This window comes from Bacillus sp. EB01 (genome assembly GCF_000613125.1).
GTDB lineage: Bacteria > Bacillota > Bacilli > Bacillales > Cytobacillaceae > Bacillus_D.
In genome coordinates this window covers 803,808-818,907 of sequence record NZ_HG964497.1, presented here as the reverse complement: position 1 = coordinate 818,907, position 15,100 = coordinate 803,808, and the positions used below count along the sequence as shown (strand labels likewise).

The 15,100-nt window shown below is 45.8% G+C and carries 12 protein-coding genes; 6 read left to right on the top strand and 6 right to left on the bottom strand.

Going from position 1 to position 15,100, the window contains the following annotated elements:
- Positions 1-948, bottom strand: coding sequence for a peptide-methionine (S)-S-oxide reductase MsrA (msrA, locus tag TY16_RS03665; RefSeq protein WP_043930400.1), 948 nt, complete (start codon positions 946-948; stop codon positions 1-3).
- Positions 949-1,613: 665 nt separating this feature from the next.
- Positions 1,614-2,162 (bottom strand): TVP38/TMEM64 family protein, encoded by a 549-nt coding sequence (locus TY16_RS03660; RefSeq protein WP_043930398.1) that lies wholly within the window; start codon positions 2,160-2,162, stop codon positions 1,614-1,616.
- A gap of 300 nt (positions 2,163-2,462) precedes the next feature.
- Here TY16_RS03660 and TY16_RS03655 point away from each other — a divergent pair, with 300 nt between their 5' ends.
- Positions 2,463-2,756, top strand: a complete 294-nt coding sequence (locus TY16_RS03655) for a PadR family transcriptional regulator (protein ID WP_043934475.1) — start codon at positions 2,463-2,465, stop codon at positions 2,754-2,756.
- Positions 2,753-3,931: a DUF2812 domain-containing protein gene (locus TY16_RS03650; RefSeq protein WP_043930397.1), complete on the top strand. Its 1,179-nt coding sequence runs from the start codon at positions 2,753-2,755 to the stop codon at positions 3,929-3,931. The genes TY16_RS03655 and TY16_RS03650 overlap by 4 nt, the downstream gene beginning before the upstream one ends.
- Before the next feature lie 153 nt (positions 3,932-4,084).
- Here the strand turns inward: TY16_RS03650 and TY16_RS03645 are convergent, their stop codons facing one another.
- Positions 4,085-4,270 carry a hypothetical protein gene (locus TY16_RS03645; protein WP_043930396.1) on the bottom strand — a complete coding sequence of 62 codons (186 nt, stop codon included), beginning with the start codon at positions 4,268-4,270 and terminating at the stop codon, positions 4,085-4,087.
- Between the two features lie 396 nt (positions 4,271-4,666).
- On the opposite strand from TY16_RS03645, the gene TY16_RS03640 reads away from it, so the two are divergent.
- Positions 4,667-5,815, top strand: coding sequence for a zinc-dependent alcohol dehydrogenase (locus TY16_RS03640; RefSeq protein ID WP_043930394.1), 1,149 nt, complete (start codon positions 4,667-4,669; stop codon positions 5,813-5,815).
- 180 nt (positions 5,816-5,995) lie between these two features.
- On the top strand, positions 5,996-7,465 hold the full coding sequence (locus TY16_RS03635; protein WP_052342577.1) for a sensor domain-containing diguanylate cyclase: 1,470 nt from the start codon (positions 5,996-5,998) through the stop codon (positions 7,463-7,465).
- Positions 7,466-7,609: 144 nt separating this feature from the next.
- Here TY16_RS03635 and TY16_RS03630 read toward each other — a convergent pair whose 3' ends face one another.
- Together TY16_RS03630 and TY16_RS03625 are read right to left on the bottom strand one after the other, a co-directional pair.
- Positions 7,610-7,846: a hypothetical protein gene (locus TY16_RS03630; protein ID WP_043930393.1), complete on the bottom strand. Its 237-nt coding sequence runs from the start codon at positions 7,844-7,846 to the stop codon at positions 7,610-7,612.
- 50 nt (positions 7,847-7,896) lie between these two features.
- Positions 7,897-8,502 (bottom strand): helix-turn-helix transcriptional regulator, encoded by a 606-nt coding sequence (locus tag TY16_RS03625; RefSeq protein WP_043930392.1) that lies wholly within the window; start codon positions 8,500-8,502, stop codon positions 7,897-7,899.
- 200 nt (positions 8,503-8,702) lie between these two features.
- Between TY16_RS03625 and TY16_RS03620 the strand changes: the two genes are divergently transcribed.
- On the top strand, positions 8,703-9,605 hold the full coding sequence (locus TY16_RS03620) for a nuclease-related domain-containing protein (protein WP_043930390.1): 903 nt from the start codon (positions 8,703-8,705) through the stop codon (positions 9,603-9,605).
- Positions 9,606-9,921: 316 nt separating this feature from the next.
- A complete protein-coding gene (locus TY16_RS03615; RefSeq protein WP_043930389.1) occupies positions 9,922-11,577 on the top strand; it encodes an FAD-binding dehydrogenase in 1,656 nt (551 codons plus the stop codon).
- A gap of 225 nt (positions 11,578-11,802) precedes the next feature.
- On the opposite strand, the gene TY16_RS03610 is transcribed toward TY16_RS03615, so the two are convergent.
- Positions 11,803-14,904, bottom strand: coding sequence for an efflux RND transporter permease subunit (locus TY16_RS03610; RefSeq protein WP_052342576.1), 3,102 nt, complete (start codon positions 14,902-14,904; stop codon positions 11,803-11,805).
- Between the last annotated feature and the right edge of the window lie 196 nt (positions 14,905-15,100).

Here is a 15,100-nt window from a genome sequence, read left to right as displayed (position 1 = left end):
CTATTCAAACAACTTCCTGAACTCGCCGTACCCTTCCTCTTCCAGCTTATCCTTTGGCACGAAGCGCAGTGCCGCCGAGTTAATGCAGTAACGCGCATGATCAGGTCCCGGTCCGTCATCGAACACATGGCCAAGATGCGAATCAGCCGTCTTCGAACGAACCTCAATCCGCCTCATCCCGTACGATGTGTCCAGCTTCTCCTCAATCTCCGTGCGCTTGATTGGCTTCGTAAAGCTAGGCCAGCCGCAGCCCGCATCATACTTGTCAGTCGAACTGAACAAAGGCTCTCCCGAAACAATATCAACATAAATACCATCCTCTTCAAGATTCCAAAACTCATTCCTGAACGGCGGCTCCGTCCCATTGTTCTGAGTAACCTCATACTGCATCGGCGTCAGCGTCTCGCGCAATTCCTCATCGCTCTTCTTCTTTTTCCAGGTAGCCCGGATAAACGGCGCCCGCCCCGAGCCTTCCTTGTACATATTATAGTGGAACGAATTCTTCTTATAATAATCCTGGTGCTTCTCCTCTGCCGGATAAAACGTCTTCGCCGGCAAAATCTCCGTCACAATCGGCTTGCTGAACTTACCGCTTGCCGCAAGATCCTGCTTCGACTGCTCTGCCAACTGCCGCTGCTCCTCGCTATGATAAAAAATCGCCGTCCGGTACGACAGCCCGCGGTCATTAAACTGCCCGCCCGCATCAGTCGGATCAATCTGCTGCCAATACAGCTCAAGCAGCTTCTTATACGGGAACACCTCTGGATCAAACGTAATCTGCACCGCCTCATAATGGCCCGTCGTATCCGAACAAACCTCCTCATACGTCGGATTCTCCTTATGGCCGCCCGTATACCCGGACACTATCTTCTCAATCCCCGGCTGCTCATCAAACGGCTGCACCATACACCAAAAACAGCCTCCCGCAAACGTCGCTAACTCTGCCATCTCCAACCACTCCTTTTGTGAAAAATTGGTCGACGCTCCATGCGCTCACCCTTATCCAGAATCCTACGCCACCAATTCAGCGCATTCACTTTACTCTCTGCGAAACATTCTTTTTCATAATGAAAACATACTTCAATCATCAAATACCAGCTTTGTCACTCACCGCTAGTATGAATGATATTTTGAGCTCCTGGCAAACGTGAAATGTCACTACTAACAAACTCCTGGTTGAAAAAATGTAACCAGCGTTTATTGGTTACACATTTACTGATCAACGTGCAATACATTGGGCACATTTTGCCCTGCTGCAAAGGATAAAATGATTCCAATAAAGCTTATTGGCTACATTTTGCCTTGCTGAAGAGCTAGAAATGATTCCAATACAGCCTATTGGCTACATTTTGCCTTGCTAAAAAGCTAGAAATGATTCCAATACAGCCTATTGGCTACATTTTGCCTTGCCGAAGAACTAGAAATGTTACCAAAACAAATCGTTGGGCACATCACATGGCTGTGAAGGGTGAATGGTTCCTATAAGTCGTCCAGAACCGCTATTGACTCTACCTGCTTCGATTTGCCGAACCTGAAATGTCGCCGATGTCTTTTATGAATAACCACTTCTCGGCTACAAGACGCGTTTTTTAAATCATTCACCTACATCAGCTTTACCGTCGCCGGAGTCTCGTAAACACCACATATAAAAAGGCACAGCCAATTGCCAACAATATTATTTTGCCCTGAATTGTCCATTCTGTAACCTGATAGATGGAATAAGCCTCCATGATTAAGGCGGGAATTTTACCCAGAGTGCTTGAGGCAACGAACGTGCCGACACTGACTGTGCCGATTGCGGCCACAAAGGTCACCAGGCCGGATGGGACAAATGGAAGCAGCCGCAGTCCAAATACCAGGAAGAATGCGTCCCTGCCATGTGCACGCAGAAGCCTTTGAATCCAGGTTTTATCAGGCAGCTTCTCTCCTGCCCATTTTCTAAAGCCTTTTCGGTAAAGTGCAAATGAGACCGCGGCTCCAGCAGCTTCACCAAGCGCCGAGATTACTGTACCCTCAACAAGCCCGAAAACAAAGATATTTGCGGCAGTCAGGAACACGCTCGGAACAACGCCGAGAACGCTAATAACTATATTGAGGAAGATACTAATTACAACTGCCGCCTCGCGATATATTACAAAAAGCTCAATCACCCACTGCTGCATCGTTTACCCCATTGTTCAGACGTTCAGCCCAGAATCCAAATTCGATTATTTAAATACTTTTACTGCATACCCACAGTATACATAAAACCTGATGTTAATTAAAAACAAACAGCCAGTGTTTACAAAGCAGTTAACGTAATCCAGGATAGGAAAAATTTTAAAATTTATACTATTGCCGTATATGTCACGGCGTGATATAGTCGTACTACGACATATTTAGGTGCGATATATCCATTGATCGTTTAACCGGAAGAGGTGGCTACTTTGACCCTGGAGAAAGTTCTTAAAAAATACATACCGATGACAGAGACAGCATTCTATATACTTCTATCCTTATACACTCCAAGGCATGGCTACGGAATTGTAAAGCATGTCGAGGAAATTTCGAATTCACGAATACTGCTCGGGTCTGGCACAGTTTACGGTACTCTGACAAAAATGCAAAAGGATGGGGTTATTACTGTTTTTGCAGATGAAGAACGAAAAACTGTATATGAGATTACTGAAGTAGGAAGGAATTTGATTGCTGCCGAGATTCAGAGGCTTAAAGAGCTTCACGGGAATGCGATTAAATACGAGGAGGCTTTTTTATGAAAAAAGCATGTAGGCCGTTGTGGAGCTACAACGTAGAAAAAACGGAAGCGTGGCTTTCGGGCATGGCCCAAAAAGGGTACTTTCTTGACCGACTGAATCGTGGTACACGTTCTTTTTCTTTTCGGCAGGATAGTCCTCAATCACTTACGTATCGAATTGGATACGAGAAAGTAAAAGGAGCCATGTTACCAAGGTCTTTGGTAAATGAAGGCTGGCAAAAAGTCCTTCATACCGGCAATTGGTATATTATCGCGAATGAACAGCCTCCAGAACAAGTAAAAACCTCCCCTGTTCGCGAAGGCATTATTAAAAGGAACAGGATACACATGTACATATTCGCAGGCATCGTACTTTATTTTACTATGTTGCTTGTTATGAATCTTTCAATGCTCGCATTTACCCTGCTCAATGATGTTCCTGTTGAAGTTGTTCCGAGCCCGATGTGGGTTATTACATATGCGGCATTTGCTTTGGCGGTCGTTGTGTATATCCTTTGTCTCTATCAAATTATCTTAATTTATAAAACAAATAAATCTTTACTGAATAGCACTAACAAGAAACAATATACTGCCAGCCTGGATAAGGAAGCCGAACGGCAGCTCAAACGGTCCGGTCAACTGATTGTCAAACGAAAGTTCGGGTGGATGTATTCTCCAGACAAATTGGAAAAGTGGCTTGAGGACATGGAAGCCCGGGGGTATAACCTCCATCGGGTCGGCAGGACAGGAACGGCCTTTTACTTTATCATCGGCAGCCCCCGCAAAATGCGTTACAGTGCTGATTACCAAAACATAACAGACGAAAGCTATTTCGACATGCATAGGGACGCAGGCTGGAAAAGTGTTTTTATTTCCAAATCAGTTATTACAAAGTGGACGATTTGGAGCCGGGAATTTTCAGAAGGCGAACAACCGCCACAACTCTATAGTGAAAAATCACATCACTTAAAACATGCGAAAAGGATTGCTGTCACCCACACAGTCATATTTCTTCCTATAGTCATTATGTATCTATTTAATATTGTGGCATTCACTAGGTATACAGCTCCCAACGGAAAGACCGGTTTGGACCTGTACAACACAGTTGCATTTATTATCTGTATCATTATTTTTGGTTCCTTCACCGTTAGAACCTGGCTGTTTTACTGGCGGCTTAGGAAGGCGTATGATTTTTAAATAGCACTAAAAGGGAAAACAGCAGCACTGTTTTCCCTTTAATTTTTCTATACAAACCGCCGCGGTCTCTTAAAAACACTGTTTCCGCCATTCATAAAACATGAACCTCCTTAGTACATGACCGTAATTTCTGTTTCCTTAGCACTCAAAATTTCATCCAACTGCCAAATGATTGGGTTCATTCAAATTTTTAATAGATTTAAAGGCTTTATAAATCATTTTCTGGAGTGCATCCTCCACATCCTCCTCCGTGAGGAGAAACCTCCTGGCGATGCGGGTAAAGTACTCTTTGTTTTCAAAAATGGCGCTAATCAGCATGTGTTCTGACTCTGTCTGCAACCCCTCGCCCCCTTCACTTCTATTAGACACCAAAATTAGGGAAAAGGTTGGAAAAATTTATTCGAATCTAAATTGGTTTGTTGAGTCCTTGTCTGTCTAGTACATTTTGAAGCTGCCGGAATGGTGAAATGTCCTTGAAACTTGGTTTCGAGTACATTTTGAAGCTGCCGGAAAGGCGAAATGTCCTTGAAATGGGTTTTCGAGTACATTTTGAAACTGCCGGAATAGTGATATGTCCTTGAAAAGTGTTCAGGAAGGTAGACCTAGGTGTATAGGTTAACTTCCCGTCATTAGGCTCACTCTAGAAAGTATCGACCGATTTTTTCAAAAAAAAAGTAACATACTCCCGTAAAAAGAGGGGTATAGGTGAGTGAATTCATACAAGGAGGTAGAGTTATGAAGGCAGTTACGTTCCAGGGTGCGAAGGATATTCAGGTTAAGAATGTGGATGATCCGAGGATTGAGAAGCCGGATGATATTATTGTCCGGATTACGTCAACGGCGATTTGCGGGTCGGATTTGCATATTTATGTTGGTGCGATGCCGACTCATCCGGGCTATGTGATTGGGCATGAGCCGATGGGGATTGTCGAGGAGGTCGGGCCTGATGTCACGAAGGTGAAGAAGGGTGACCGGGTTGTAATTCCGTTCAATATTTCCTGCGGGGATTGTTTTTTCTGCCAGCATGATATGGAGAGCCAGTGTGATAATTCGAACCCGAATCCCCTTCTTGACTCGGCAGGTTATTTCGGATTTACAGAGCGATATGGGAATTATCCAGGCGGACAGGCTGAGTATTTGCGTGTACCGTATGGGAATTTCATGCCGTTTGTGATTCCGGAGTCGTGTGAGCTTGAGGATGAGGCGCTGTTGTTCATGTCGGATGTGCTCCCGACTGCATGGTGGAGTGTTGAAAATGCCGGGGTGAAGCCTGGCGATACGGTCATTGTTCTTGGATGCGGCCCGGTCGGTTTGATGGCGCAGAAATTTGCCTGGATGCAGGGTGCAGGGCGTGTCATTGCGGTGGACAATGTTCCATACCGGCTGATGAAGGCGAAGACGATGAACAATGTTGAGATTTACAATTTTGATGACCATGATGGCGAAATTGAAGCCGGGAAGTTCCTGCGCGAGCTAACAAATGGCGGCGCCCAGGTTGTTATCGACTGTGTTGGAATGGACGGGAAGAAGTCTGTGGTTGAGAAGGTCGAGCAGAAGCTGAAACTGCAGGGCGGAACCATTGGCCCAATCCAAATTGCGATGAATGCGGTCCAGAAGTTTGGGACTATCCAGCTGACCGGCGTTTATGGGTCGCTGTATAACGCGTTCCCGCTTGGGCATATTTTTGAGAGGAATCTTACTATTAAAACTGGACAGGCACCGGTCATCCATTATATGCCGATGCTGTTTGATAAAATTGCTTCTGGCGAGTTCGACCCGACGGAAATCATTACGCATCGCGTTCCGCTTGACGATGCTGCGAAAGCATACCAGATTTTCCATGATCATGAGGATGAGGTCGTTAAGGTTATCCTGAAGCCATAGTTTCATATGTTAAGCAACTAGCCCTTCCACTCGTGTGGAGGGGTTATTTTCGCTGCAACAGTTATTAAGTTTATTGTAGGGGAATTACCAAATTACCCCAAAAATTATCGAGGAATTCCGCTTTTCACCTCAATGATATGGTAAAATAGTAATAGGTATTTTGATTGAAGGAAGATGGTTATGGAACCACTAAAATCAAGCTTTTGGAAACGTCCACTTCTTGGCCGGAAGGAAAGCCGGGAATTTGAGCAATACCTCGACCAAATTGCCTTTGAGAGGCTTTTTTGGGTCGCAGTTTTGGTTGTTGCCGCATATCCGCTCTTTTTCATTGCTGATATTTTTTTATTAAGAGATTTGGATGATACCGTGGTCAGGGTGAATTTTTTTGTTATCCATTCAATTGCGTTCATTGTGGCGGCCGTTTTCCTTCACGTCCGGGCCCAGCTGACCAAGGTTCCAAAGAGGCGGATTAATTATACCTATATCGCCTTTTATTTGCTGATCGGACTTGCTTCAGCGCTTAACAGCCAGAAGCTGGCCGGCGGTACAATCGATTTTTATCTGATTATTATGTTTGCGATTGCAATTATCTTTCCGATTAAGCCGCTTCATTTTTTCGGCATGCTCACCATGTCCCAGCTGATTTTTCTCGGCGCTGTTGCAGAGCTGAATCATAATCAAGTTACAATTCTCACTAAACAAATCAATTCAACAGGAGCCGCCGCGATATCCCTGCTGATAGGCTATAGTTTTTATACAAAACGGAGACAGGAGTTTCTCAGCCAGGCGAAGCTAAAGGGTAGGGAAGAAAATTTCCGGAGGCTGTTCAGCATGAATCCAACACCGCTTATTCTTGCTAATCTTGAAGAAAAAAAGGTGCTGCTGATTAATCGCCAGGCAAGGGAATTCTTTACTTTGCATGGCCTTCCCCTTCCGCAGCTGGATACAAACTTCTTGTTTCGGGACCTTATTGAAAAGAAAGCCATTCTTGATCAGCTCCGCGAGAAGGAAAGTTTGCAAAATTATGTAATGGAATATCCAGATAGCGGATTTGGCTTGAGGTGGGCTATGCTTAATTTTGAAAAAATCAATTATATGGATGAGGAATGTGTGCTTGTCGGGGTTTCCGATATTACTCCTTTGAAAATGAAGGAGCAGGAGCTTCAGCGCCATGCTTCCTTTGACATGCTGACCGGAATTCTGAACCGGCGCCGCGGCATCGAGATTCTAAATCACCACATAAACGCCCGGGATGGCCATGAGTTCACGCTTTGCTTTGTTGACATTAACGATTTGAAGCTGGTGAATGACCGCTTCGGCCACTTTGCCGGGGATGAGATGATTAAAACGCTTTGTTCAATCATTCTTGGAAAAATTAGCCCCGAAGATACATTTTTCAGGCTTGGCGGGGACGAATTCGTGATTCTTTTCGCACGGAAGGATGCTTTTGAAGCGCGGCATCTATGGGAGTCGATTTCAGATGCCTTTGAAGTCTTTAATTTAACATCAAACTCCGACTATTGCCTATCCGCAAGCATCGGGCTTTACCACTATACCCCGGGCTGCGGGGCAACCGCCGAGGAAATGCTGGAGTTGGCCGACAAGGAAATGTACAAAGAAAAATCGGCGTTTAAGCCGATGGGAAATTAATAGTATGTGCGGGGCTGTACGGATAAGGCGTGCAGCTTTTTTGTGTCTTTGGTTATAAAAATCCCTATCAGCAATATATGCTTGGTATTGGTGAGAATGGGAGTATGGGGTTACGAAGGTGACTAAAAAAAACCCGAGTAATTTTTACCCGAACTTAAGGCTTGGAAACTCTTGGTTTATATATTGCCTGCTCAAGTCATGAGCAGCATTATAGAGAGGATTGTCAGTACCATCTTTTAAAACCCCAACATACTTAATTTCAACTCTGTCCTTCATTTTTTCCCAAAGCAGATTGCCATCCTTGACAAATCCCTTTACGGACTTTTCTGATTTTTTCTCTGATAGGGGGAAACTCCTTGACCAGGACTCTTGGTCAGTCAAGATAATCGCCTTATCAAAATTCCGCTTTTTAATTAATCTTAACGCATCAATTATGGCAAGATACTCACATGTCGTTGACCTATCCGTTTTAAAGCCCTGATATTGGACTTGCCTGTGACTTTCTCCCAGTTTTCGATAAGAACAATCCCAGTTCCTGCTTTTGGCCGGGTATACGATCCATCAACAATAAGCAGCGGAATCTCTCTCGGGACGTCCTTGCACAGGGAGCCTAGAAGGCTTTTTAAAGGTTCATCCCTTTGTAGAGTATCACCCGCCCTATAGTAATCCAAGATGTCCTGTATATGAAAAAAATCCTTCTTACCTACTGTTACAAACGGCATTCCTTTTTTCTTCAAAGATATGAAATACACCTTGCTAATCCTGAGGGTGGAAAGAACAATATCTTCAGTAACGTATTCAGCAAGTGTCCTTCCTTTTTTATCAATAAACTCCCGCTCAAGCCGTTCCTGCTGCTGGTAGGACTTTAACCATTCCGTTATTTCACTCTCAAGAAAACGATATTGATTACCAAGCAAGAAATAAGGTAATCCATCTTTCATATAGGTATCCAGTTGTGCTTTAGTTACACCTAATCTATCTTGAAGTTCTTCTTTTAAAAGTAAAACCTCAGGAGCCGCCTTTATCATGGTAGCCATTATGTCACCTGCATCCTTGTTTTTCTACTAAAATTCTACCAAAGTTTGGGTAAAGCGAGTACCTTTTTTACTTTAAATATGCTATAAGCCGGTTTGCCGAAGAGCCATACAATAAAACCCTTTTTAAATATGCGGCGAAACTTAGATGAAGTATAATAAAAGAGACCCAATTTTTACAAAATAGTAGAAGGATGTGGCCTATGCTGTACAAAGCCAGAACTAAATCTGAAGAGTTGCTTACCCTCGAATGTTTGGACAAGCGCATGACCTTGCCAGAACAGGACCAACGGCGGCTATACAGACTAAAAAAGGGGTTCGAGGGCGAAACCCAGTTTGACAACTTTACCTCGGAACTACAAAGCCAGTGCATCGTTTTAAATGATTTAAATTTCAAAGTAAACAATACTACCATACAAGTCGACACCACTATCATTTTTGGAAAAACACTTAAATTCTACGAAGTAAAAAACTTTGAAGGAGACTATTACCTCAATGAAGAAAAATTTCTCATGCGGGACGGAACGGAGAAAAATAATCCGCTGCTCCAATTGATGCGGATAGAAAGCTCCTATCGCCAACTACTGAAGGAATTAAACTGCAACCTGCCTATCGACGCCTCAGTCGTGTTCGTTAACCCTGCATTCATGATGTACAACGCCCCACTCAACCAGCCAATCATCTACCCAAGCCAATTAACTCGTTTACAAGACCAATTAAACAAGCTTCCCTCAAGCATTACCCCCTACCACTGGTCCGTTGCGGACAAATTAAAATCCCTGCATCAGGAAAAAAATGAATTTACCAAACTGCCTGATTATAAGTATGACAACCTCAAAAAAGGATCAACCTGTGCTGCATGCGACTCCTTTGACATCATCGTCGCAGGGCATAAATTAATATGTTTGAGGTGCGGGCATGAGGAAGATGTTCCAGGGTCTATCATGCGGAATGTGAAAGAGGTGCAGTTGTTGTTTCCAGATATAAAAATATCAACACCTCTTATCAATAATTGGTGCCATGTTATTCCTGAAAATAGGATAAAGAGAGTCTTAGAAAAAAACTATACATTAATCTGGAATAGTCGGTGGTCCTACTATAAGTAGTTTCAATAATTCTTCACGGTAAGTTCTTCTATTGGAATCATTTCACCGCTTCTTTATCCTCAAAATGTGCCCAATAAGCTCTATTGGACACATTTTGCCGAAAAAATCATCTGGAAATGTCGCCAATAAGCCATATTGGTGGCGTTTCAACAAAAAAATACCCTTAAAATGTGCCCAATAAAAAAGTTATTGAATCTATATTACGCTGCAGAGCATCCAAAAAATTATATAAAGTATTTTTCATAATTTCGCAGGAAATCCCCTTATCCTGTGGAACCTTTAACACTATTAAGATAATCAAAAAGGGGCTCTCACTATGAACTATGACGCAATTATTATCGGCGCCGGCCTTGCCGGGCTTGTCGCTGCAGCCGAGTTGAGCGATGCCGGAAAAAAGGTGCTGCTGCTCGACCAGGAACCGGAAGCGTCGCTTGGCGGGCAAGCGTGGTGGTCATTCGGGGGCTTGTTCCTGGTCGACTCGCCTGAACAAAGACGGCTCGGCATCAAGGATAGCAGAGAACTTGCGATGCAGGATTGGCTCGGGACAGCTGGCTTCGACCGTGAAGAGGATGAAGACTACTGGGGACGCCAATGGGCTGAAGCGTACGTAAACTGGGCCGCCGGTGAAAAGCGTGAATGGCTCCACAAACTTGGCGTCCGATTTTTTCCTGTCGTCGGCTGGGCCGAGCGGGGTGGCTATCTGGCTGAAGGACACGGCAACTCGGTGCCCAGGTTCCACATTGTCTGGGGAACCGGTCCAGGCATCGTCAAACCGTTTGAAGAAAAATTGCGCAACGCCATTTCAAAAGGCAGCGCCGACTACAGGCCGCGCCATCGCGTTTCGGAACTCATCTCACAAAACGGCTCAATCAATGGTGTCAAAGGCGAAATCCTAACACCAAGCGAGGCACAACGCGGCGAAGCAAGCTCCCGCGAAGCAATCGGCAGCTTTGAATTTACTGCTCCAGCCATCCTTGTAACAAGCGGCGGCATTGGCGGCAACCACGAGCTCATCAGAAAAAACTGGCCAACCAGACTTGGGCCCCCGCCAAAAAACATGATCTCCGGTGTCCCGGCGCACGTTGACGGAAGGATGCTTGAAATCACCGAACAGGCGGGCGGCCGGATCGTCAACCGTGACCGGATGTGGCATTACACTGAAGGCATTAAAAACTGGGACCCGATATGGCCGAACCATGGAATCCGCATTCTTCCGGGTCCCTCTTCCATCTGGCTCGATGCGAAAGGCAGACGTTTCCCGGCACCGAACTTCCCCGGTTTTGACACGCTTGGCACGCTCGAAACGATCATGAAAACCGGATACGACTATTCCTGGTTCATCCTGACTCAGAAAATCATTGAAAAAGAATTCGCGCTCTCTGGTTCGGAGCAAAATCCTGACTTGACTGGAAAAAGCATCCGCCAGGTCCTGTCGCGTATCCTGCCCGGCCCGACCGCGCCAGTCAAGGCGTTCATGGACAAAGGCGAAGACTTCATCATTGCCGACAACCTTCCAGACCTTGTCGCTGGAATGAACAAGCTGACCGGCGAGAACCTGATTGACCTACAGGAGGTCGAACGGCAGCTCACCGCCCGCGACCGCGAGATGGAAAATACGTTTACAAAAGACCTGCAAATCACTGCTCTAAGAGGTGCACGAAACTATCTCGGCGACAAACTCATCCGCGTCGCCAAACCGCATAAACTTCTTGACCAGAAGAACGGTCCGCTGATTGCCGTCCGCCTGAACATTGTCAGCCGCAAAACTCTAGGCGGGCTCCAGACCGACCTCAATGGCCGGGTACTCGGCACAAACGGCCAGCCGATCAAAGGCCTCTATGCCGCCGGTGAGGTATCCGGCTTTGGCGGCGGCGGCGTCCACGGTTATCGGGCGCTCGAAGGCACCTTCCTTGGAGGCTGCCTTTTTTCCGGAAGACAGGCGGGTCAAGGAGTTATTTCCGATTTGGGTTAAACGGGTCGACGCCCTCCTACAAACCGCTTCATTCTAAACGCGACTAGCATAGAACTTGAAGCCCTCTAAAAGAAGCCCGCCACCTTTCACCGGCAGCGGGCTTCTCTTGATTCATCCTATTTTAATGTAGTTGTAATAACAATTCCCGCAGGTCTTCCCCCAACTGGTTCTGCATCGGCATGCGCTGCTTTTTTCATAGAACTGTCTAGCTCCAGCGCCTAGCGCCTAGTGTACTTCGGTCCCCTCGTTACGATAAGTCAACATCGATTCGCTTGCGCTCACCGTGTTTCCTTTATCTCCTTCGAGGCCCTCCAGTCCATACGGCGCTGGGCAAGGCGCTTGCGCTTTTCTTATCGGGTGGAACAGGCTGTATAGCACGGGCACGATGAACAGTGTCAGCAAGGTTGAAGTTGCCATGCCGCCGATGACGACGACAGCCATCGAGGAGGAAACAATTCCTGCATGTGAAGATACTGCCATCGGAATCAGAGCGCCGACTGTAGCAATAGCAGTCATCAATATCGGCCTGATCCGGACTGCACCAGCCTCAATCAAAGCCTCTCGAACTCCCAGTCCGCCAGCTTCATTTTGCTTTACTTTATCAACGAGAACAATTGCATTTGTCACGACGATTCCGTTTAACATCAGCAAGCCAATCATTGCTGGCATTCCGATTGGTTGATTTACAAGGTACAATCCGAGCAGCGCGCCAATTAAAGAGAACGGAATCGAGAACAAGATGACAAATGGCGCTATTCCTTCGCCGAAAGCGATGACCATGACCAGGTAAACAAGCAGGATGCTGACTGCAATGGCGATCGCCATGTTGACGAAGCCTTCCTGCATAACGGCTGAGGCGCCTTCTTTATAGTAATTCACTGTATCTGGCAGGTCGAGGCCGGCGATTGCGTCGTCTGCTTTTTTGGTGATCTCGCCTGTATTGCTGTCGGTAATTTGCCCGAACACCATTACATACTCTTTCTGGTTCAGGTGGGTAATGACGGTCCTGTTGCTGGCCTTTTTCAACTCGCCGATTTCCTTGAGCTTAACCGGCATGCCCATCATATTGTTAATCTGCTGCTCACCCAGGTCCTCAAGCGATGAAATATCGTTCATCTGCAAACCAAGCTTTACATCTGTTTTTGTATCGTCCAATATCATCGTTGACACAACGTCGCCATTGATCAGCTCGCGTAAGCCTTTTCCGACCATTGCCGGCATCAGGCCATTTTCGGCAAGCTTTTCGTCATTCATTTCCATTACGATTTCCGGTTCATCCCCTTCAAGCGAGGACCGGACGTCGGCCATACCGTCAATTCCTTTAAGCGCGCTGACAATTTCCTGGCTGGCGGTTTTGATGTCTTCAAAATCTGAGCCATTGACGACTAGAACGTATTGCGACTGGCCTCCGCCCGCAATGCCGCCAATTCCGGTCACTGTGATTTCTTTTGCCTCATCAACAAGGGCGAATTCATCGCGCAAATCTTCAATAAATCCATCTACGTCCGAAAGGGATTGTTTTACTTCAAAATTGATCGAGGCACTTTCAAATTGGCCGTTGACGCTTGTGCTGACCAGTTTCACCTCATCTTTTCCAAGAAGGATTTCCTCGACGCGGCTGGCAGCCTCGCTTGTTTTTTCAGGAGAAGATCCTTTTTCCATTGTCATGCTGATGTCAAAATTGCTTACTCGTTCCTGCGGCAGGAAGGTGGTTCCGAGCTTTGGCGCGATAAATCCGACAGTTCCGGCTAACAGGATGAGTGAGGCCGCCAGCGTCAGCAAACGGTGGCTCAGTACCCAGCCAAGCGAACGCCGGTAGGTTCTTTGGATAAAGCCATCCTTATGTTCTACAGGAGTAAGCTTTAACAGGAACCATTTTGATAAGAGCGGTACGACCGTAATCGCGACGACGAGTGAGAAAAGCAGTGAGATGACGATTGTCCATGCGAGTGGTGCAAACATTTTCCCAACAACGCCCGGGACAAAAGCCATTGGCAAAAATACTGCTACTGTTGTAATGGTCGAAGATGTAATCGCCGCGGCAACTTCCCTTGTCGCTGCTTCAACCAACTGCTCATTCCGTTCATTTTCGGCGCGGACTCTTCTAAAGACGTTTTCAATGACAACAATTGAATCATCGACAACCCTTCCGACAGCGACGGCAATCCCGGCTAGCGTCATGATATTAAGTGTATAGCCAAGCATATTCAATACTGTTAACGAGGCAAAAATTGATAACGGTATTGAAATGATGGCAATGATTGTTGAACGGATATTCCTTAGGAACAGGAATGTCACTACCACGGCCATCAGCGCACCAAGTACAGCCTCACGCAGCATTGAGTATACAGAATCCTTGATTTCGACAGATTGGTCACGGAGTACCTCTGTCTTAATTCCTGCAGGCGTACCTGCTTTCTTCAATTCTTCCTTTGTCTTTTCAACAATCGATACGACGTTGGCCCCGCCTTCAGCAATGATGCCGACGCGGACGCCTTCTTTCCCGTTAATGCGGGTAAAATCGCTGTTGTTTTCACTATCATGTGTAATGTCTGCAACATCGCTAAGTTTGATAGGTTCTTTGCCAGGAACAAATAACGAAATTTCCTTCAGGTCATCAAGTGATGTCAATTCTTTGCTGACACGGACTGGCAGTGTTGTATCCGATAGTGACACATCTCCGGTTGGAATGGCCATATTATTGGCGGCAATCGCTGTTTTAACGGCCTCAAGGGTGATACCTTTCTTTTCGGCTTCACCAGGGATCAGACGGACATTTACGTTTTTTTCAGCGAGTCCGCCTGATTCCACTTTGCTTACACCTTCAATTGTTTCAAACCTTGGAATGAGTTCTTCTTTTACAAATTTTTGGACATCTGCACCCGTCTCATCGGCATAAGCACCTACATAGAAAATCGTCGGATCCCCGTCTGGGCCCTGGCGGATGAATTCAGCGTTTTCGGCTGTGTCTGGAAGGGCTATTTTATCAATGACAGTCCTGGCCAGCTGTTCAGCGTCATCCATGTTCACGGACATATCAAATTCCATCGTTGCATACACGGCATTGGCTACACCGTCTGTATAGACATTTTTAACTCCTTCAAGATTCATTAGCTCCCGTTCGACAGGCTCACCTATTTCCTTTATCGATTGCTCAGGCGATGCTCCCGGAAACGGTATTACGACCGTCAAGTACGGAATATCGACATTGGGATATTTTTCAATATTAATTTCTTTCACAGAGAAAATTCCGCCCCCAATGATCAGTGCCATCATCAATACCAGGGCCACCCCATTCTTCATACTGAATTGAATAATCTTTTTCATGTTCATTCCCCATTCCCATTTATTCTCCAGCCACAGCTGTTATCCACTTCTCTATCCTAACCGGATACGGCTTTTTCAATATGAAGCTGTGGAAGGATTTTCCTCTAAGACTTAAGACTGAGTGCTGTTAGGCTTTCAGGTAAAAAGATTGTAAATTTGTTGGGAAAATTCTGAACAATTTTCAGACTAATGGAAA